This window comes from Exiguobacterium sp. SH5S13 (assembly GCF_004337085.1).
Taxonomy (GTDB): Bacteria; Bacillota; Bacilli; order Exiguobacteriales; family Exiguobacteriaceae; genus Exiguobacterium; species Exiguobacterium aurantiacum_A.
This window is the reverse complement of sequence record NZ_SJUS01000009.1, coordinates 67,490-86,693: the sequence shown is the minus strand read 5'-3', so window position 1 is coordinate 86,693 and position 19,204 is coordinate 67,490. Positions and strand designations below refer to the sequence as shown.

Below are 19,204 nucleotides of genomic sequence, written 5' to 3'. Positions count from 1 at the left end.
CCTACGGAAGTTCATCGCCGTGGGCATCGGGGGAAGTGCAAAGAAGGGGTCCGGCCACCGAAAATCGGTGACCGGACCCCTCTTTTTATTGAAAAGCTTTAAAACAGGCTAGTTATGTCCCAGCCCCTTCATTTACGCACGTTTTGCAAAACAGCTTCCGTACTCGTCAACACCGAGAACGTCCCGTCTGTCTCAAGGACAACCGCCTCGACTTTGTCGTGAGCGGTCCCACTCGAGCGGATGGCTTGGAGCACTTCGATCTCAAGTACTCGTTCTTTACGCATCTCCGCTTCTAAGTAACTCCCCCGATAGTATAGCATCGTCGGTGTCGATTTAATCAGCTCGTTCACTCGTTTTGACCGATTGGCCAGCTTCGCCATGACGTATTGCAACGCGACGAGCGTGGCAAAAGCGACGAGCCCATTCAGTAGCGGCGTCTGTCGGCTCGTGAGCGTCGTCGCTAAAATCGAACCGAGCGCAACGGTCACGATAAAATCGAAGGCGTTCATTTTCGAGAGTGTCCGTTTTCCCGATACACGTAATATAAAAATGATGGAAAAGTAAGCCCCAATCCCTGTCAAAATGATTTGCATCATCGTTTTGAGTTGATCCATCGTCTCCCCCCTTTTCTGTTTTTGAACAATCACTTCGAAAGTTCACTCGTCGTTCATCATTTTTGTTTCAAGGCCCCGCGTGCGTTCGTCGCCGCGAAGACGATCATGATGACACTTATCCCTCCAGCCACGGCAAGGCCTGCCGATAAGGCGCCCCAGTCGATCGTCGGTTGGGTCAACACGGCCCGCATGCCTTCGAAGATGTACGTCGTCGGATTGAACGTCGCCGCCACTTTGAGCCATTCCGCCTCGATCAACTCTTTCGGGACGAACGTCGTCGACAAGAAGATGAGCGGGAAGAAGAGAAGTGTCCCGGCCTGTGCGGCTTGGGCGTTCCGTGTCTTCAAGGCGACACCGACCGAGTATCCGGCAAAGCCAAGTCCGAAACCGAGCGCGAGCAGAACCGTGAACAAGAACCCGGCCACACCGACCGGAATCGATAACCCGAGTAAGAACGCGACAGAAAAGATGAGCAGCGTTTGAACGAACAGCTGTAGCATCCCGGCAATCATCGGCCCGAGCACGATGGCAGTCCGTGTCGAAGGTGTGAGTAGCAACCGGGCGAAATAGCCACTCTCGATGTCACGCACTAACGCTTGGCCGGCCCCCCCGGCCCCGCCGACAGCACCTGACACGATCGATACCGGCAAGATGAAATTCAAGTAGTCGCCACCACCGAACTGCGGCAATGCGGCCACACTCGACAGCCCGCTCGTATAGACGAGCAAGAAAAAGACAGAAATCATCAAGTTCGGGATAAATGAAAATGGGTTGCGGATCGTCGTCACCAGACTCCGCTTTGTAAACAACCACGTTTCAGTCCACACTCGCCACACCTCCTTCGTACGATTCACCCGTCACTTTCAAGAATACGTCGTCAAGCGACGGCTGTTTCACAGTGAGTCGCTCCGGTTGTAACGCCTGCTCATCGAGTTTCCGGACGACGTCGGTCAACGTGTAGTCGCGGAGTTCGAAGACGAGGCTCGGTCCGGTCGCGGCTTGTCCGAATAGCTCAGCGGCGGCTTGTGCTTCTGCATCGGTATGAAACACTAGAGTAATCGACTCGCCTCCGACGGTCTGCTTCAATTCCTCCGCTGTCCCTTCGACGACAATCTTACCGTGATGGATGATGGCGATGCGATCGGCCAGCTCGTCCGCCTCCTCTAAATATTGTGTCGTTAAAAAGATGGTCGTCCCGAACTCTTGATTGAGACGCCGTACCTCTCTCCAAATCTCGATTCGACTCGCCGGGTCGAGTCCTGTCGTCGGCTCATCTAAAAACAGTACGATCGGACGATGGACGAGCGTGAGCGCCAAATCAAGCCGACGCCGCATCCCGCCGGAGTACGTGCCACTCTTTCGGTCAGCCGCATCCGCGAGCGAGACGACCGACAGCAGTTCCTCGGCCCGTGCTTCTGCTTCACGTTTCGTCATCTTGAACAGCCGTCCTTGAAGGACGAGCAATTCCCGGCCGGTCAACACTTTATCGATGCCCGTCTCTTGGAGGGCGACGCCGATGGACAACCGGACGTCCTTCTCCTGCTTGACGACATCAAACCCGTTCACGCGCGCCGACCCGCTCGTCGGTCGAATGAGTGTCGTCAACATCTGTATAGCTGTCGATTTCCCGGCCCCGTTCGGACCAAGAAACGCAAAGATTTCTCCTTGTTTCACTGAAAACGATATTCCGTCGACGGCCGGTACATCCCCGAACGTCTTGACGAGTGACTCCACTTCGATCATCGACCCCACCTCCTGCCTTTCTCATTCCCGTTCTATTCATGTTTTAAATATGAAAGAACGCATCAAAAAAGCTGCAGAGAGAATCTGCAGCTCGAGAGAATTAAGGTTTCATGACCATTTTCGGTTTTTTCTTCAATGAATGAATCCCTTCGACGAAACGGACCGTACCCGATTTGGCGCGCATGACGACCGAGTGTGTCTGACCGCCCTGACCCGTGAATTGGACACCACGGAGCAGTTCACCGTCTGTCACACCTGTCGCCGCGAAGATACAATCCTCGCCTTTGACGAGATCGTCAAGAAGCAGGATGCGCCCCGTGTCGGCGATACCCATATCTTGGCATCGTTTTTCCTGGGCCGTGTCTTCCGGCAACAACCGTCCCTGGAAGTCACCACCGAGGCACTTCATGGCGACGGCTGCGATGACGCCTTCCGGCGCTCCACCTGAGCCGAGCAAGAGATCGACACCGGTTTTCGGGAACGCCGTGTTGATGGCGGCCGCGACATCGCCGTCTGGGATCAACTTGATACGAGCTCCCGTTGCCCGAACCCGTTGAATCATCTCTTCATGACGGTCACGGTGCAAAATCGTGACGACGACGTCTTCGACGTTCTTGCCCTTAGCCTTGGCGACGATCGCGATGTTTTCTTCGATTGAGTTATCGAGGCTGATCAGTCCCGCCGCTTCTGGACCGACCGCAATCTTATCCATATACATGTCTGGCGCATGAAGAAGATCACCTGCGTCCGCGACCGCGAGCACCGCGAGCGCGCCCCACGTTCCCGTCGCGACGATGCTCGTCCCTTCGAGCGGGTCGACGGCGACGTCGAGGCGTGAGCCGTAACCGTTCCCGACTTTCTCGCCGATGTAGAGCATCGGTGCCTCGTCCATCTCACCTTCCCCGATGACGACGATCCCTTTCATCGGAATCGTATCGAACACTTCGCGCATCGCTGTTGTGGCTGCGTCGTCCGCTTGTTCTTTCAAGCCCTTCCCCATCCAGCGGGCCGAAGACAGCGCTGCCGCTTCTGTGACCCGGACCAATTCCATTGATAAACTACGTTCCACCCGAATTCTCCCCTTTGTTACTCGGACACCTCATCGACCCAGACGAGGGCGCCGAGTTGTTTTAGTTTGCCGACGAAGTCGACGTACGAGTCGTTCAGACGTTCTGCATAGAGAACCGTCGACTCTCCCGTTGCCTGCAGACCAGCTAAGACGAGTGCCGCGGCGCTCCGAGCGTCGGCAGCCTCCATCTCAGCGTTCGCCAGCCTCGTCCCGCCACGAATGACGGCCGACGAATCTTCAAGCGTGATTTGCGCGTTCATCCGCCGCATTTCGGCGATATGACGGAAACGTTGGACGTATAGCTTATCCGTCACGATGCTCGTCCCGTTCGCTTTCAACAAAGCGGCTGACATGACCGGTTGCAAATCGGTCGGATAACCCGCGTAGTGGAAGACGCGAATATCAATCGGTTCAAAAGCTTTCGCCCGAACCGTGATCGCTTCTTCCCCGACCTCGACTTCAGCACCGTAATCCATCAATTTTTGGATGACCCCTTCTAAATGGGTCGGAATGACGTTTCGAACCGTCACTTCCCCTGCAACCGCACCGTAAATCATAAACGTTCCGGCTTCAAGACGGTCCGGGATGAGCGTATGTGTACAGCCGTGCAAGCGCTCGACCCCTTTAATTCGAATCTCATCGGTCCCGGCACCGATGACGTATGCGCCCATCGATGTCAGCATCGTCGCGACGTCGACGACTTCCGGATCAGTCGCGGCATTTTCAATGACGGTCGTCCCTTCGGCCAGGACCGCGGCGAGCATCGCGCTCACCGTCGCCCCGAATGAACGAAGGTCGAGATAGATCCGGTTGCCGGCCAACTTGTCGGCGTTGACGTGATAGAGACCCGACTCGTTCTCGACTTTAATGCCGAGACGTTCTAGCGCCTTCAAATGTAAATCGATCGGTCGTGGACCAATCGCATATCCCCCTGGTAATCCAACGGCCCCTTTCCCAAAACGAGCTGCGAACACACCAAGTAAGTAGACAGCGGCCCGGACTTTCCGAGTTTCTGAGCCGAGCAGCGGCATGGCGACGGCATCTTTTGCATGAAGCGTCATCCGCTCCCCGTCCCGCTCGATTGTCACCCCGAGTTCTTGTAATAGGCTGAGCATCACTTCGACATCTTCGATGACGGGGACGTTCTCGATTGTCACCGGTTCTTCGGTAAGAAGTGCTGCGACGAGACAAGGCAAGGCACTCTGTTTGGCGCCACTAATGTCAACTGTTCCTTCAAGCTTCTGCTGTCCAACGATATGGAGAATTTCCACGATGATCAAACCTTTCTACGACGAACTTATTTGGATTGAGCGTTATTCCAATCCGCTAAGAACTGCTCAATCCCTTTGTCAGTGAGCGGATGATTCATCATCTGTTCGATGACTTTGTATGGCACCGTGGCGATATTAGCCCCAAGCAGGGCTGCTTTCGTCACGTGGACCGGATGGCGAACGGACGCGGCGATGATTTCCGCATCGATGCCATGGATGGCAAAGATATTCGCAATCGTCTCGACGAGGTCGAGACCGTCGTGGCCGATATCATCAAGGCGACCGATGAACGGCGAGACGTATGACGCACCGGCCCGAGCTGCTAAGAGCGCTTGGTTGGCGTTAAAGATGAGCGTCACGTTCGTTTTGATGCCTAGCTTCGAAAACTCATTGACAGCGATCATACCGGCTGCTGTCATTGGCACCTTAACTGTAATATTCGGCGCGATTGCCGCGAGTTCCTTTCCTTCTTTGACCATACCCTCTGCGTCGAGTGCAATAACTTCCGCACTGACTGAAAGGTCCCCGACGACCTCACAAATCTCACGGAGCCGCGTATGGAAATCGACGCCTTCTTTCGCGACGAGCGATGGATTCGTCGTCACGCCCCCGATAACGCCCATTTGGTGGGCTTTCTTAATGTCTTCCACATTTGCCGTGTCAATGAAAAAACGCATGTACATGTCCTCCTCGAATCGGATTGTAATCGCTTACTCTCTTATTATGAGGAAATCGACACGGAATTGCTATACCCTTTACACCAGCGCGGCAATGCCGAGCATCGAAGTGGTGAGGAAGGCGATACCGGCGAGTGTACCGACGGCTGTCCAGACTATGACTTCCCATAATTTTTTTCGACAAAAAAGCCGGTTCTCACGAGGAGAACCGACTGATGTGACAAGATTACGCTTGGTTGCTTGAACCAAACTCACGCATTTTTCCAGTAACGACGTTGTAGATCGCTTCGACACCAGGGCCGATGACTTTACGTGGGTCATATACTTTCGAGTCAGTGTTGAGCTTCTCACGTACCGCACGAGTCCATTCTTGTTGGCACTCTGTGTTGACGTTGATTTTGCTGTGACCGAGCTCGATTGCTTTTTTGATTTGGTGCTCAGGGATTCCTGAACCGCCGTGAAGAACGAGTGGCGTTTTCGTCGCTTCCGCGATTTCTTCCATCTCTTTAAAGCCGAGGTTTGGCTCGCCTGCGTATTCTCCGTGTACAGAACCGAGTGCCGCTGCAAGAGCGTCAACTTTCGCTTCCGTTACGACACGTACACACTCGTCGAGGTCAGCGTATTGTACGCCGCCAACGACGCCGTCTTCTTCGCCGCCGACTGTGCCGACTTCCGCTTCAACTGAAGCGCCTTTAGCGTGTGCGTATTCAACGACTTGTTTCGTCATTTCGATGTTTTCTTCGATCGGGTGGTGTGAACCGTCGATCATAACAGACGTGAAACCAGCGTCAATCGCTGCTTTACACTTGTCGAATGAAGAACCGTGGTCGAGGTGGATCGCAACTGGAACAGTGATGTTGTAGTCGTGCATGAGACCTTCAGTCATTTTAACAACTGTTGTGAAGCCACCCATGTATTTCGCTGCACCTTCTGATACACCGAGGATAACTGGTGATTTCTCGTCTTCCGCAGCGCGAAGAATCGCTTGCGTCCACTCGAGGTTGTTGATGTTGAATTGGCCGACTGCATACTTGCCTTCGAATGCTTTGTTAAGCATTTCTGTCATTGATACTAATGGCATAATGATGTCCTCCTCTGTTCGCTGTTGTGCACTGTGGGAAAAGTGCCCCTGTGCAATTCGTTCCCATTATAACACACGTCAAAACTTGTGCCTATGCTATTCACATATAGAAATGGCCCCACGCAAGCGTTTACATATGTCATCTTCGTGACGATTCACTGAATGTTGAGCACTTCTTTCACTTTCTCGATCATGCCGTAAATATCGAACGGCTTCTCGAACTGAGCCGTGATCCCGAGGCGACGCACTTCTTCGATTGTCGATTTCTCCCCAAATGCGGTCATGATCATGACCGGTGTGTCGATGTCGTTGTTCCGCATGTTCCGTAACACTTCATGCCCGAACATGCGCGGCATGTTCATATCGAGCAGCACCAAATCGTAAGTACTTTGTTCTAGCTGTTCCCAAGCGCTCAAGCCGTCCTGGGCCGTGTCGACCTCGATGCCCAGATTTTTAAACACTTGGGCGAGCATCAAGCGAATTCCATCTTGGTCGTCTGCGATTAACATGCGTGACATCCAGTTACCTTCTTTCCGTAGCTTCTATAGCTTTGTGCGATAATATAACCATACCAAAATCATTTTCGTTTGGCGACGCATCATTTTCTAAAAGATGGAAACGAGGCTCACGTCCCCGCCTCCCCGGCTTGCTCCATTTTCAATTCGAAGGGAACGTCTCGTTCGTCGGCGATTTCATACGACGTCACCGTCCCTTCATCTTTCACGTACAATTGCAAAAAATCACCTTCTGCGAGACGTGAGTCAGACGTGAATGTGAGCGAACGCTTTTTTCGTTCCTCATCATAGCCGATTGTCGTATACACATAGTCCGTCCCATCTCGCTCCGCCGTCTCTACCCTCGGGATTTTCACATAATATGTATCCGCGAACAGACGGTCCAAATCGATGACCAACCATCCGGCAAAGACCGCGAGACAGACTGTGACGATGAGTACTCGGTTCCGTTGCATGGGCATCCCTCACTTCTATTGATCGCTATCTTCCAATACCATATATGAGCGATTCCTAAACGCAACGCTTCTTGTTATACTCGACGTACAAGACATGATGGGAGACACGACATGAAGCATCTATTCGGATTTTTACTTTTTTTAGTGACGCTGGCCGGAGGTGTCGCCATCACGGCTGGGACGTTCGGAGAAGAGCCGTCTGCCGACGCGTATGAAGATGTTTATGAAGACGATATACCGCTCGCTACTTCAATAGATGCGGAATTAGAAGACGTACCCGAGACGTTCAAACTCATCTCCGAGGTTTTCGACGAACCGATTTCAGCAGAAGACGTCGAGCGCATGCATCTACTTGTCTCCAATCCAGATTTAGACGAGGCGACCGTGCATCCGCTCGGTGAACTTGAAGTCACGTATGACGGACAGCCGACAACGCTCATCGTCGAAGCGGAAGTGTATCGCGAGGACGGAACGTATATTGTCTTCTATTTTTCGGGCGACGAGGAGATGGTCTTCGCAATCGATGACCGGATCACAGCGTACTATGAAGAATTAGGCATATGAAAAGGAACTTCGCTCAAGCGAGCGAAGTTCCTTTTGGTATACGTTTAGTCGATCGTGACCGGGACGACGGCGAGGTCGATCTCTTTCTCGACTTCTTCCCGCTCCTCGGCGAGACGTGCATCCGACCATTTGAAGACATCGGCCATACAGCGCAAGACGCCGTCTTTATAGTCTCTGACGAAGTCGATGTCGAAGAACATCGCCCCTGTCCGACGGACGAGGAAGTCGATGGCACGGACGACCGACTCTTCTTCGATGCCGTACATCAACTGCGCGTAGACGATCTCGGGCAGGTCGTAAGCGTTCGTATCCATCCGCTCGACGACGCGATCGATGTTCGATCCGTAGAGACGGACTAACTGCTCCGCTTTCACGTCATCGAAACCAAGGTTTTTCAACTCGTCTGTCTTCTTCGTCAAGAAGTCGTCAAAGCCGTTCGAACCGCCCACATGTCCCCCCGACATCGGCATATGTTTCGTCCGTGAAGCGAGGAAGACGATGCCCTCGTCTTGTTTGAGTAGCTTCGCGACGAGATCGACGACCGTCTCAGACATCTTCCGGTAGCCTGTCAACTTACCGCCGGCGATTGTGATCAGGCCGCTGTCCGATTGCCAGATCTCATCTTTCCGTGAGATTTCGGACGGGTCTTTGCCTTCCTCATAGATGAGCGGACGGATGCCGGCCCAGCTCGACTCGACGTCATCTTCCGTCAACGACACATCCGGGAACATATAGTGGATCGCGCCCAAGATATAGTCGCGGTCTTCTGTCGTCATGCGTGGGTGTGCCTTATCTTTATCGAAGAACGTGTCGGTCGTCCCGACGTACGCTTTGCCGTCACGCGGGATGGCGAACACCATTCGGCCATCTGGTGTATCGAAGTAAGTCGCTTGTTTGAGCGGGAACTTCGATTGATCGATGACGAGATGAATCCCTTTCGTCAGACGAAGCATCTTGCCTTTATTCGAGCCGTCCTGCTCACGGAGCACGTCGACCCATGGGCCGGTCGCGTTGATGACTTTTTTCGCATAAATTTCATACGTCTTCCCGTCGATTTGATCTTCGACGTTCACGCCGACGACTTTGCCTTGCTCGTATATGAGACCGGTCACTTTCGAGTAGTTTAAGAGGAGTGCGCCATGGTTCGCTGCTTCTTTCGCGACTTCGATCGTCATGCGCGCGTCGTCCGTCCGATACTCGACGTAATAACCGCCACCGACGAGCCCATCTTTTTTGACGAGCGGTGACTTCTCGATCACCTCTTCGGGCTTCAACATCAAACGGCGCTCCGCTCGTTTGACGCCGGCCAAGAAGTCATACACCATCAGCCCGAGCGCGGTCGATAGCGGTCCGAACGTGCCGCCCTTGTGCATCGGTAGAAGCATGCGCTCCGGCGTCGTGACGTGCGGTCCGTTCTCATAGACGATGGCGCGTTCTTTCCCGACCTCGGCGACGAGCGCGACTTCGAACTGTTTCAAATAGCGCAAGCCACCGTGGACAAGTTTCGTCGAGCGGCTCGATGTTCCGGCCGCGAAGTCTTGCATTTCAAGAACCGCCGTCTTCATTCCCCTTGAAGCGGCGTCGAGGGCGATTCCGGCACCGGTGATGCCCCCACCGACGACGAGGATGTCATGACGCTCACTCGTCAATTGTTCGTATCGCTTGGCACGTTCTTTTGCTGAGAAGTTTCTGATTTCCACTTTATTCCCTCCTATAATGAATCCGGTTCGTATAAACAAAGAGACCACAACAAAATAAGGCTTCGCCTCCTATGTCGTGGTCTCTCTGTCGTCTCCAACCGGTTATCAACTTTTCTCCTGTATTATACCCTATTCTCTATTGTTCAACCATCGACATTCTCTATTGTTCAACCATCGATCGGCTCACCAGATGCGCAACCTGCCTGAGCGAAAGCGTCACGCTCGCAATTTGAAATTCAGAAGACTAGACTTCAAAGTATCACTACGAAGGAGGAGTTTTCATGAAACGCATGTTACAATCTTTTCAATTTAAAAACGGCGTCGAGCTTCATAACCGGCTCGTCCTTGCGCCGATGACCCATTATTCGTCCGAGCCGACAGGTGAGGTTTCGGAGCACGAACTCGCCTACTATCGGAAGCGAGCGAAAAATGTCAGTCTCGCCATCACGGCGTGTGCCTATGTGACAGAAGACGGTAAAGGATTCCCGAACGCGTTTGGCGCGAGCGATGATCACTTCATCACTGGTCTCCGTCAACTCGCTGAAAGTTTGAAAGCAGAAGGCGCCAAAGCCGTCCTGCAAATCTTCCACGCTGGACGCATGTCTCCTCCAGAGCTCGTCCCGAACGAACAACCCGTGAGCGCAAGCGCGGTCGCACCCGTCCGTGAAGGTGCCGCCACACCGCGTGCCCTCGAGACAGAAGAAGTCGAGGCGATCATCGAAGCATTCGGTGAAGCGACACGCCGTGCCATCGAAGCCGGATTTGACGGCGTCGAGATTCACGGAGCGAACACGTACTTGATCCAGCAGTTCTTCTCACCGCACTCAAACCACCGAGACGACCGCTTCGGAGGCGACGTACAGGCGCGTCTCACGTTCCCGCGTGAAGTCATCCGTTCTGTGAAAGCCGCGGCGAAAGACGCTGACGATTTCTTGATCGGCTATCGCTTCTCACCAGAAGAAGTCGAAGATCCAGGTATCACGCTCGACGACACGGACGTATTGATCGACATGTTGCTCGAGGAAGGACTCGACTACCTTCACGCCTCGCTTTGGAACTTCAATATCGGTTCGATGCGCAACGAGAACGTGATGGAGCGCTCGATCGACCGGATCGCGAAACGCATCAACGGGGCCGTCCCGCTCATCGGAGTCGGACAACTTCAGCGCCCAGGTCAAGTCGAAGACGCTTTGAACGTCATCGACCTGGCCGCGCTCGGCCGTGAACTCATCATCGACCCAGACTGGCTTGAAAAAGTACAAACGGATCGTGAAGAGGAAATCGAAACGGCGCTCGACTTGAACAAGCAAGCCGAACTCGCTGTCCCGGCCCCACTTTGGAACGCCATCACGACACGTGCCGGCTGGTTCCCGATCAAAGATGAAGCAGTCAAATAAGCAAGCTGTCCGCAGACATATGTCTGCGGATTTTTTATTGCGTTCGGAGACGAGACCGGACTGTGACACAAATAAGTCTCTACGGACACATTTTCGTCACATTTATCATCTTTTTCACCGCTCCTTTCGTGTTGACCTAACTTTCCAAGCATTCGCCCCATTCGTAAGCTAAGGACAGGAAGCGTTTCCTCATTGAGACCGCGGCTCGAGACCAATCATTCGTTCCGCCTGTCTGTTTGACCTTGTTTTGAAAGGGGCATATATATGACAAAAAAGCCGTTTGATCTCGATGTACACAACAAACAGCTTAATCAACATCACCAGCGCACAAAACAAGCGGCTGAAACGTATCGCAACAAAAGCAAAGAACTCGAACACCACCTCGAATCATCCACACGTTCCCGAGAAGAAGCACTCGCCAAAGAAATCGCCGAGCTGAAGCAGGCGACGATGCGAAACGCTCAACGAGACAAATGAACGATTCCCGATGGTACGATGAAAGAAGTGACTTGACCGGTGGAAAACAAAATCGAACGCCAATTTATGAACCACTTGCAGCGCGACAAAAACTTGTTTGCTGACTTTCAGCTGCTCGATAACTTTTATGCGCTCGACCAACAGATTGTGAGTGCGCTCCGGAGCGCCCATCCGGTCCGGGCCGAACAATTGCTTGAAACGTTGACGTTCGACCTTCTGAAACTTCCGGTCACGGATGAATATAGGAGTGTCCGCTTCTACTATCGCGGACTCGTCTACCATGTCATCCGCATGATCCCGGTCGACAACCCAAACGTCCAGACCGCGCTCACATATACGAGTGCGCTCCTCATCTTGATCGACGAACTGACGACGACGCTCGACTTCATCTATGCCGTCCCGGTCATCGTCGATTCCTTGACGAAAATGATGGCTTTCTTGTCCCCACCCGTATCGACCAATCCGAACGTGACGACGATCATCCACTTGATCGAGGACCATCTGCAAGAACCGGCGTTATCGCTCCCTTGGATCGCCCAACGAATCGGTATGTCGAACAACTATCTGTCGGCCCTGTTCAAACAAGAAGTCGGGGAAAGTGTGCCAGAACGGATTCGCAGGCGACGGATCGATGCGTCGATCGCCGACCTGCTCGGTACGAATCTGCCGATCTGTGCCATCGGCGAAAAATACTGTTTTGCCTCTTGCACGGCGTATATCACCACGTTCAAGACGTACAAGCAGATGACCCCGCTCCAATACCGCCAATTGTTTCTCACGTCTAAAAAGCGCGATGCCTCAACTTGAGACGTCGCGCTTTTGTTCGTCTGCCCACTCTTCCCGGAGCATGCCCATTCGAATCGAATCGTAACGCTCGCCACGGACGACGCGGACACGTCGCATCCGGCCTTCGAGCTGCATGCCGATCTTTTCAGCGACGCGCACCATGCGCTCGTTCCCTGACCACGTCGTCAATCCGACCCGAACCGTCGAGAGCGTCCCGAACAGATGGTCGACCCAAAGCTTGAGCGCCCTCGTCCCGACACCTTGATTCCAGCGGTCTGACTGATGAAGGATGATCCCGACTTCGAGCCATTCCTTCCCGGCGTCTTCATAATAGTAGGACACCGTACCGAATACCGTCCCATCGACTTCAACGACCCACATGTCGTCACGTCCGACGTGCCGATCCGCACCTTCCCGATACGCATCATAGCTTTGCGCGCGATGTTCAAAATACGGTGCGTCCCACCGTTTCCATTCAGGCGCCTCTTCTTTGTAAATCAATTCCCATAATCGGTCCAAGTCGTGCGCCTCGATTGGTCGGATGACCAGTTCTTCATCTCGATACATAACATCGTCCTCTCTATATGTGCCCACCACTCATTCGAGACGTTAGTTCGAATTCCCTTTTTTCCGTTTCCGCCAGACGAGCGCCAAGATGACAAGGATCAAGCTTGCCGTCACCGAGACGACCGCGAACGGGCTCGTACCGGTCACGAACAGTTCACCGAGCGAGACCGAATAAGCTAACCCGAACGACGTGACGAGCTTCGCTCCGGCTGCGATCATCACGAAACGGACGAACGGCACGCGGCTGAATCCGGCGGCTATGCAAATCACTTCGTCCGGTAAGATCGGGATGATGAACAAGACGAGCAAGACACCGAGACCGTACTTACCGACATAACGATCATACGTCGCGAGTTTATCCGCATCGATCAAGTGCATGACCCGCTCCCGGCCGAACCGCGCGAGCCCGTACATGACGAGAATGCCGAGCGTCGTCGCGACACTGCCGATCAAGGCCGCGCGCAACGGACCGAGGGCGACACTGCCGATCGGGACGCTGATCGCTTCCGGGACCGGCAACGCGATCGGTTGCAGGAAACTGAAGGCGGCGAACACCCAGACCGCATGATTTTCATAACGTTCGAGCAGACGATCGAGCCCATACGTATCGTATAAGATGAGACCGAATGAGACGTAATAGATCAAGACAAATAATAAAAACAACGTGAATGTCACTTTCAACATCTGCTTCAAATAGACGCTCGACCCTTCACGGATCGACCGCAACAGACCGATCGATAGAGCCAACAGGACAACCCCGGTCCATCCGAGTTGATACGGCAATAAGAGTGTCGGCAGGACGACAAACGGCAATATGCTCAACGCGACTAAAGCGACCCCATACCCCCAGTAAATCATGTTTCGTTCCCCCATGTGACATCGCCCTCCCCCGTTCTACTCTTAGTTTACCCGGATTTAGGTGAACATGTATCCATCCTAAGCTGTTGAAGCGGTCAGTCTTTTGCCCGAGAAAAAAGGCCACGACCGAAAACGGTCGTGACCTCTTCCTCACTCTGCGAGTGCTGCTTGGATGAAATCGTGGAACAAGCGCTGCGGGCGCTCAGGACGCGAAATCAATTCTGGGTGGAACTGTGACGCGACGAACCACTTGTGTTCTGGAATCTCGATGATCTCGACGAGACGGCCGTCCGGGCTCGTCCCCGAGAACTTGAAGCCTTCCGCTTCGAACGCTTCACGGTACTCATTGTTGAACTCGTAGCGGTGACGATGGCGCTCATAGACGAGCTCTTGGTTGTAAGCGGCGTGCGCTTTCGTGCCCGGCTCAAGCTTACAAGGGTAAAGGCCGAGGCGGAGCGTACCACCGAGATCTTCGATATCTTTTTGCTCAGGAAGAAGGTCGATGATCGGGTAGTTCGTCGTCGGATCGATCTCCGCCGAGTGGGCGCCATCTAACTTCAAGACGTTACGGGCAAACTCAACCGTCGCGAGTTGCATCCCGAGACAGATCCCGAAGAACGGGACGTTGTTCTCACGCGCATAACGCGTCGCTTCAATCTTCCCTTCAATCCCACGCTCGCCGAAGCCGCCCGGGACGAGAATACCGTCGGCGTCGCCGAGAAGCGCATCGACGTTTTCAGCCGTCACGTCTTCTGCGTTGACCCAGTCGATGTCGATGTCGGCGTTGAACGCGTAACCGGCATGCTTGAGCGATTCGGCGACCGAGATATAGGCGTCGCGGAGTTCGACGTATTTTCCGACGAGTGCGATCTTCACTTTCTTCTCGAGGTGCGTGACCGTATGGACAAGGTTTTTCCAAGCCGTCATGTCAGCCGGTGGCGTGTTGAAGCCGAAGTAGTCGTTGACGAGCTGGTCCATGCCTTGTTTTTGAAGGTTGAGCGGCACTTCATACAACGTCGACGCGTCTTGTGCCTCGATGACCGCTTCTTTGCGCGTGTCACAGAAGAGGGCAATCTTTTCACGCATGTCTTCCGGGATATCATACTCGGTACGGAGCACGATGATATCCGGCTGGATTCCGTAACTGCGGAGCTCTTTGACGCTGTGTTGTGTCGGTTTCGTCTTCATCTCGCCAGCTGCGCGAAGGTATGGGACGAGCGTACAGTGAACGTACATGACGTTCTCTTTACCGATGTCATTCTTCACTTGACGAATGGCCTCAATGAACGGAAGCGACTCGATGTCCCCGACTGTTCCGCCAATCTCTGTGATGACGACGTCCGCGTTCGTCTCGCGGCCGGCACGGAAGACGCGGTCTTTAATCTCGTTCGTGATATGCGGGATGACTTGGACCGTCCCCCCGTTATAGTCACCGCGACGTTCTTTTTTCAATACCGTCGAGTAGATGCGTCCCGACGTCACGTTCGCGTTTTGCGACAAGTTGATGTCGATGAAACGCTCGTAATGACCGAGGTCAAGATCGGTCTCGGCGCCGTCGTCCGTGACGAACACCTCACCGTGCTGGTATGGGCTCATCGTCCCTGGGTCGATATTGATATATGGGTCAAACTTTTGAATCGTTACGTTCAAACCTCGGTTTTTAAGCAGACGTGCGAGTGAAGCGGCTGTGATCCCTTTACCGAGTGAAGATACTACCCCACCTGTTACGAAAATATACTTTGTCATCATCATTCTCCTCTCTTGAATGCCCACATCGGGAAACGAAAAACAAAAAAAGCAAAAGTGCCCCCACTGACATGGGGGACACTTTTGCTGCATCGTACGTGCTAAACTAGCCCATGACTAATTTACGTCAGAGACGATGCAGTCGTCAAGTTATTATTTTTTTCTTGGTTACGTGTGCCAAAAAGAAAAAGAGACACGCCTAGCCGGGACAAATGCCCGGCTTTTTGCGGTCTCTTATAAGTCGTCCTCGTCTTCAAGGTCGAGGTCGTCGTCTAAGTCGTCGTCCTTGAACTCGTCAAGGTCTGGTACTTTTTCAGTTTCATCATCCGCATCAAATTCAGATGCATCGAAATCTTCACCTTTAGCAAAGACGTCAAGGTCGTCTTCGATGTCGACGATGCCTTCGTCCGTCTCATCAAGATCTTCCTCGAACTCGTCGAGCTCGCCGCGTTGGCGTGCCTCAATGACGAGATCTTCGTCTGACTTATCGAACGGATACCAAACACGAAGCGCCCAACGGTTAGCTCCCAAGTTGACGAATAGTCCGTCGATGTTCATGTCCGTGTAGAGTTGCGCGATTTTCTCGAGCTCTTCCTCTTCACTTGTGAACGTATAGTTTTGTCTGATCTGCTCGCGGATTTCATCAAATGAAACTGGTTGCTCCCCAGTCTTTTGAAGAATTTCGTAAACAAAATCGATCAACGATTTATTCATTAAAGGACACTCCTTTTCCGTCACTAGTTAAACATCACTCCTCATTATAAACAAAACCGATATAAAAAAGCTAGAGGAAATTATTTTCTTGCTTTGAACACCTTGGAACGGGTGGAGAACACATCGACCACTCAGTAATTTCAAAAATCAACCGATATAGAGGTGACACATCTATTTTATATATGATGAAAAAGGAGATTTTTGAATGGCACTTTTCCGTAAACCGAAAAAAACTGATTATACCGCATCAATCGCTTTCCCTGACGCAGCGACCATCGCACAACCGTCAGACACCCGCCTGAGCGGACGCGCGCATTACATGGGTTATACGTCAACTCAAGTCGAACGACTTCAAGCGATGGCACCGCTCGTCGAATCCGTGCTTGATGACGTGCTAGAAAGCGTACTCGACCATTTGATGTTGCAGCCTGACATGGTCAAGATCGCCAACGCCTCATCGACGCGCGAGCGTTTGAAAAAAGTATTCGCCGACTACTTCCGCAGCTTGTTGACGGGTCGGATCGATGAGAAGTTTCTCGCCATGCGTAAACGCATGGGACAGACCCACCATAATTTCTCGGTACCGGTCGTCTGGTTCCTCGCGACGTATTCTGCCTTCAACACGTTGCTCGTCCCGAAAATCGTCGAGCACTATCAACACGATCCGGCGGCGATGACCGAGTCGTTGCTCGCGTTGTCTCACGCGATGAATTTAGACGCTCAAATCGTGACCGAGCAGTACGTCGACGCCAGACTCGGTGAAATCGAATCGGCAAACGCGGCCCGGACCGATTTGTTGACCGATATCGGTCGTGTCAGCACGGAAGTCGCGACGACGATGGAACGGACCGGCGCCGCCATGTCCGAGACGAGCGACCGGGCCCACCAAGTGTTGTCTGAAACCGAACAGACGGAGAAGATGAGCCGTCACTTGATGGAACTGACGCAAACGAACGGCAAACAGATCGAGCAGATGGAGACGGAGTTCACGCAATCGGCGACATACGTCGACGCCTCGCTCGAGCGCATCACAGCACTCAAAGACGGCTCGCAAGAGATCGTCAGCATGACCCGCAGCATCGAACAGATCGCCAACCAAACGAACTTGCTCGCGTTGAACGCCTCAATCGAGGCGGCCCGGGCCGGTGAGCACGGCAAAGGCTTCGCCGTCGTCGCGACCGAGGTCCGGACGCTCGCCGAGAACGCCAAACAGCTGAGCAGTCAAATTAACGTACTCATCCACGAGAACGAGACGAACATCGCCGCCCTGCTCGACCAGATGGGACAAATGCATCGGACGAACGACGAGGCGATGCGTCAGTTGAGCGCGGTCAAAGTCGGCTTCTCGACCGTGAAAGACGAGATGGGCAACTACGTCCTCTCATTCGAACGCAACAAGCAAGACCTCGGACGGATGGTCGAGACGATCTCAGCCATCAACGAGACGACGCAAGGACTATCTCACCTGACGTCTTCACTGCTCACAAAATCCGAAATGTAAGTAAACGAAAGCCGGGCCTGGTCGCTGACCAAGCCCGGCTTTGTTTTACATCAGTTTTGTCAAAAATGCCGTCGCGACACCGAAGTAGATGAGCAACGACAAAATATCGTTGATTGTCGTAATGAGCGGACCCGACGCGACGGCCGGATCAACGTTTAATCGATACAAGATGAGCGGGATAATCGTCCCGGCGAGCGTACCGATGATGAGCGTCATAAGCAGCGAACTACCGACGACGAGACCGAGCGTCCAACTGTCCTGCCAGAAAAATGCGATTACTGCAATTAGCACTGCACACGTGACACCGATGATGAGGCCGACCTTCAGTTCCCGGAAGATGAGTGCGCCAACTTGCCTCGGCGTTAAATCACGGGTTGCGAGTCCTCGGACGACGACGGCGAGCGACTGTGTACCCGTATTCCCGGTCATCCCGGCAATCATCGGCATGAAGAACGCGAGCGCGACGACTTGTTCGATCGTACCTGAGAATCTATCGATGATACTGCCAGAAATCAAACCGATGAACAACAGTAAAATCAGCCACGGTAAACGCCGATAGGCTGCGACGAGCGGTAACGTGTCAAAATCAATCGACTTACCGGACGCAGACAGTTTCTCGATATCCTCGTTCGCCTCTTGAATGACAATATCGATGATGTCATCGATTGTGATGACGCCGACGAGCCGGTTGCCGTCCTCGACGACAGGAATCGAAATGAAGTCATAACGACCAATCAACTTTGCTACATCTTCCTGATCGGTCATCACGTCGACTTTAACGACGCGTTTGTACATGACGTCCGCAATCGCCTCGTCCGGTTCGGCCAAAATTAAATCTTTATACGAAACGACACCGACGAGTCGTTTTTCTTCATCCACTACGTATAAATAGTTCAGGTACTCAGCGAGTGCGGCGAAATCTTTTAACTTCCCTACCGCCTGACGGATCGTAAACTGTTGCGGAATCCAAACGAACCGGTTGTTCATCAGACGTCCCGCCGTCTCCGCCGGATAGGTCATCATATTTTGGACGACACTCGATTCCTCATCTTTCATCTCAGCTATGAGTTCCTCGACTTTTTCCGGATCGAGTTCAGACAAAAACGACATGACATCATCATTTTCCATTAAATCGAGGACTTCGGTCGTCCGCTCAAAACCGAGCCGGTGTAGTACTTGAAGCCGGGTCGTCTGATCGAGTTCTTGAATCATGTCGGTCATTTGTTCGATAGTCAAGTACAATAAGAATTTATTCTGATGTTTGCTCGGCAACAGTTTGTATTGCTGGGCGACATCGTATGGCTGCAGTTCATCAACGATGTTCTGGAACTCGTTCTTTTTGGCTTCTTTTAATGCTTGAATGATGGCCAAAGCAATCTCGTTATCGGTCATCAATTCGACCATACGCTCACGTCCTTTATTCGGTCTAATCTTTGCTTATTCCTAATTTTACGATGCGACGAACAAAA

20 protein-coding genes are annotated in these 19,204 nt (G+C 52.9%); 5 read left to right on the top strand and 15 right to left on the bottom strand.

Annotation, left to right across the window (positions count from 1 at the left end; genetic code table 11):
* Positions 1–128: 128 nt before the first annotated feature.
* The 9 genes from EVJ30_RS07010 to EVJ30_RS06970 all read right to left on the bottom strand — a co-directional run bounded on the left by EVJ30_RS07010 (position 129) and on the right by EVJ30_RS06970 (position 7,425).
* Positions 129–614: a DUF421 domain-containing protein gene (locus EVJ30_RS07010; RefSeq protein WP_236634093.1), complete on the bottom strand. Its 486-nt coding sequence runs from the start codon at positions 612–614 to the stop codon at positions 129–131.
* Between the two features lie 56 nt (positions 615–670).
* Positions 671–1,441, bottom strand: coding sequence for an ABC transporter permease (locus EVJ30_RS07005; RefSeq protein ID WP_131457725.1), 771 nt, complete (start codon positions 1,439–1,441; stop codon positions 671–673).
* Positions 1,431–2,357 carry an ATP-binding cassette domain-containing protein gene (locus EVJ30_RS07000; protein WP_131457726.1) on the bottom strand — a complete coding sequence of 309 codons (927 nt, stop codon included), beginning with the start codon at positions 2,355–2,357 and terminating at the stop codon, positions 1,431–1,433. The genes EVJ30_RS07005 and EVJ30_RS07000 overlap by 11 nt, the downstream gene beginning before the upstream one ends.
* Positions 2,358–2,457: 100 nt before the next feature.
* Positions 2,458–3,426 carry a class II fructose-bisphosphatase gene (gene glpX, locus EVJ30_RS06995; protein ID WP_131457727.1) on the bottom strand — a complete coding sequence of 323 codons (969 nt, stop codon included), beginning with the start codon at positions 3,424–3,426 and terminating at the stop codon, positions 2,458–2,460.
* 17 nt (positions 3,427–3,443) lie between these two features.
* On the bottom strand, positions 3,444–4,697 hold the full coding sequence (murA, locus tag EVJ30_RS06990) for a UDP-N-acetylglucosamine 1-carboxyvinyltransferase (protein WP_131457728.1): 1,254 nt from the start codon (positions 4,695–4,697) through the stop codon (positions 3,444–3,446).
* Positions 4,698–4,723: 26 nt separating this feature from the next.
* Positions 4,724–5,374 carry a fructose-6-phosphate aldolase gene (gene fsa / locus EVJ30_RS06985; protein ID WP_035385995.1) on the bottom strand — a complete coding sequence of 217 codons (651 nt, stop codon included), beginning with the start codon at positions 5,372–5,374 and terminating at the stop codon, positions 4,724–4,726.
* A 226-nt stretch (positions 5,375–5,600) separates the two neighbouring features.
* Positions 5,601–6,455 (bottom strand): class II fructose-1,6-bisphosphate aldolase, encoded by an 855-nt coding sequence (gene fba / locus EVJ30_RS06980; protein WP_131468505.1) that lies wholly within the window; start codon positions 6,453–6,455, stop codon positions 5,601–5,603.
* Between the two features lie 155 nt (positions 6,456–6,610).
* The gene (locus EVJ30_RS06975; protein WP_236634094.1) at positions 6,611–6,973 is read right to left on the bottom strand and encodes a response regulator; all 363 of its coding nucleotides are present in this window, start codon (positions 6,971–6,973) and stop codon (positions 6,611–6,613) included.
* A 107-nt stretch (positions 6,974–7,080) separates the two neighbouring features.
* Positions 7,081–7,425 carry a YxeA family protein gene (locus EVJ30_RS06970; protein WP_161568822.1) on the bottom strand — a complete coding sequence of 115 codons (345 nt, stop codon included), beginning with the start codon at positions 7,423–7,425 and terminating at the stop codon, positions 7,081–7,083.
* A 111-nt stretch (positions 7,426–7,536) separates the two neighbouring features.
* Here EVJ30_RS06970 and EVJ30_RS06965 point away from each other — a divergent pair, with 111 nt between their 5' ends.
* Complete coding sequence (locus tag EVJ30_RS06965; RefSeq protein WP_131468501.1) at positions 7,537–7,989, top strand: hypothetical protein; 453 nt, start codon at positions 7,537–7,539, stop codon at positions 7,987–7,989.
* Between the two features lie 44 nt (positions 7,990–8,033).
* On the opposite strand, the gene EVJ30_RS06960 is transcribed toward EVJ30_RS06965, so the two are convergent.
* Positions 8,034–9,689: a glycerol-3-phosphate dehydrogenase/oxidase gene (locus tag EVJ30_RS06960; protein WP_131468499.1), complete on the bottom strand. Its 1,656-nt coding sequence runs from the start codon at positions 9,687–9,689 to the stop codon at positions 8,034–8,036.
* Positions 9,690–9,970: 281 nt separating this feature from the next.
* On the opposite strand from EVJ30_RS06960, the gene EVJ30_RS06955 reads away from it, so the two are divergent.
* The 3 genes from EVJ30_RS06955 (at position 9,971) to EVJ30_RS06945 (ending at position 12,370) form a co-directional block, all read left to right on the top strand.
* Complete coding sequence (locus EVJ30_RS06955; protein ID WP_131468497.1) at positions 9,971–11,086, top strand: NADH-dependent flavin oxidoreductase; 1,116 nt, start codon at positions 9,971–9,973, stop codon at positions 11,084–11,086.
* A 264-nt stretch (positions 11,087–11,350) separates the two neighbouring features.
* Positions 11,351–11,563: a hypothetical protein gene (locus tag EVJ30_RS06950; protein WP_070328215.1), complete on the top strand. Its 213-nt coding sequence runs from the start codon at positions 11,351–11,353 to the stop codon at positions 11,561–11,563.
* A 66-nt stretch (positions 11,564–11,629) separates the two neighbouring features.
* Positions 11,630–12,370: a helix-turn-helix transcriptional regulator gene (locus EVJ30_RS06945; RefSeq protein WP_161568821.1), complete on the top strand. Its 741-nt coding sequence runs from the start codon at positions 11,630–11,632 to the stop codon at positions 12,368–12,370.
* On the opposite strand, the gene EVJ30_RS06940 is transcribed toward EVJ30_RS06945, so the two are convergent.
* The 4 genes from EVJ30_RS06940 to rpoE all read right to left on the bottom strand — a co-directional run bounded on the left by EVJ30_RS06940 (position 12,362) and on the right by rpoE (position 16,234).
* The gene (locus EVJ30_RS06940; RefSeq protein ID WP_131468495.1) at positions 12,362–12,916 is read right to left on the bottom strand and encodes a GNAT family N-acetyltransferase; all 555 of its coding nucleotides are present in this window, start codon (positions 12,914–12,916) and stop codon (positions 12,362–12,364) included. The two genes, EVJ30_RS06945 and EVJ30_RS06940, sit on opposite strands and share 9 nt — an antisense overlap.
* 42 nt (positions 12,917–12,958) lie before the next feature.
* Complete coding sequence (locus EVJ30_RS06935; protein ID WP_236636026.1) at positions 12,959–13,774, bottom strand: TVP38/TMEM64 family protein; 816 nt, start codon at positions 13,772–13,774, stop codon at positions 12,959–12,961.
* Between the two features lie 150 nt (positions 13,775–13,924).
* Positions 13,925–15,520, bottom strand: a complete 1,596-nt coding sequence (locus tag EVJ30_RS06930; protein ID WP_131457737.1) for a CTP synthase — start codon at positions 15,518–15,520, stop codon at positions 13,925–13,927.
* Between the two features lie 234 nt (positions 15,521–15,754).
* Positions 15,755–16,234: a DNA-directed RNA polymerase subunit delta gene (gene rpoE / locus EVJ30_RS06925; protein WP_070328219.1), complete on the bottom strand. Its 480-nt coding sequence runs from the start codon at positions 16,232–16,234 to the stop codon at positions 15,755–15,757.
* A 205-nt stretch (positions 16,235–16,439) separates the two neighbouring features.
* Between rpoE and EVJ30_RS06920 the strand changes: the two genes are divergently transcribed.
* Complete coding sequence (locus EVJ30_RS06920) at positions 16,440–17,735, top strand: globin-coupled sensor protein (protein WP_131468493.1); 1,296 nt, start codon at positions 16,440–16,442, stop codon at positions 17,733–17,735.
* A gap of 45 nt (positions 17,736–17,780) precedes the next feature.
* Here the strand turns inward: EVJ30_RS06920 and mgtE are convergent, their stop codons facing one another.
* A complete protein-coding gene (mgtE, locus tag EVJ30_RS06915; protein ID WP_131457739.1) occupies positions 17,781–19,139 on the bottom strand; it encodes a magnesium transporter in 1,359 nt (452 codons plus the stop codon).
* Between the last annotated feature and the right edge of the window lie 65 nt (positions 19,140–19,204).

Coding starts and splice junctions, on each gene's coding strand:
- EVJ30_RS06940 (WP_131468495.1), bottom strand. CDS start 12,916: ATGTATCGAGATGAAGAACTGGTCATCCGACCAATCGAGGCGCACGAC.
- EVJ30_RS06945 (WP_161568821.1), top strand. CDS start 11,630: ATGAACCACTTGCAGCGCGACAAAAACTTGTTTGCTGACTTTCAGCTG.
- rpoE (WP_070328219.1), bottom strand. CDS start 16,234: ATGAATAAATCGTTGATCGATTTTGTTTACGAAATTCTTCAAAAGACT.
- fba (WP_131468505.1), bottom strand. CDS start 6,455: ATGCCATTAGTATCAATGACAGAAATGCTTAACAAAGCATTCGAAGGC.
- EVJ30_RS06935 (WP_236636026.1), bottom strand. CDS start 13,774: ATGATTTACTGGGGGTATGGGGTCGCTTTAGTCGCGTTGAGCATATTG.
- EVJ30_RS07010 (WP_236634093.1), bottom strand. CDS start 614: ATGGATCAACTCAAAACGATGATGCAAATCATTTTGACAGGGATTGGG.
- EVJ30_RS06975 (WP_236634094.1), bottom strand. CDS start 6,973: ATGTCACGCATGTTAATCGCAGACGACCAAGATGGAATTCGCTTGATG.
- EVJ30_RS06955 (WP_131468497.1), top strand. CDS start 9,971: ATGAAACGCATGTTACAATCTTTTCAATTTAAAAACGGCGTCGAGCTT.
- EVJ30_RS06970 (WP_161568822.1), bottom strand. CDS start 7,425: ATGCAACGGAACCGAGTACTCATCGTCACAGTCTGTCTCGCGGTCTTT.
- EVJ30_RS07000 (WP_131457726.1), bottom strand. CDS start 2,357: ATGATCGAAGTGGAGTCACTCGTCAAGACGTTCGGGGATGTACCGGCC.
- EVJ30_RS06965 (WP_131468501.1), top strand. CDS start 7,537: ATGAAGCATCTATTCGGATTTTTACTTTTTTTAGTGACGCTGGCCGGA.
- mgtE (WP_131457739.1), bottom strand. CDS start 19,139: ATGGTCGAATTGATGACCGATAACGAGATTGCTTTGGCCATCATTCAA.
- EVJ30_RS06950 (WP_070328215.1), top strand. CDS start 11,351: ATGACAAAAAAGCCGTTTGATCTCGATGTACACAACAAACAGCTTAAT.
- fsa (WP_035385995.1), bottom strand. CDS start 5,374: ATGCGTTTTTTCATTGACACGGCAAATGTGGAAGACATTAAGAAAGCC.
- EVJ30_RS06930 (WP_131457737.1), bottom strand. CDS start 15,520: ATGACAAAGTATATTTTCGTAACAGGTGGGGTAGTATCTTCACTCGGT.
- EVJ30_RS06920 (WP_131468493.1), top strand. CDS start 16,440: ATGGCACTTTTCCGTAAACCGAAAAAAACTGATTATACCGCATCAATC.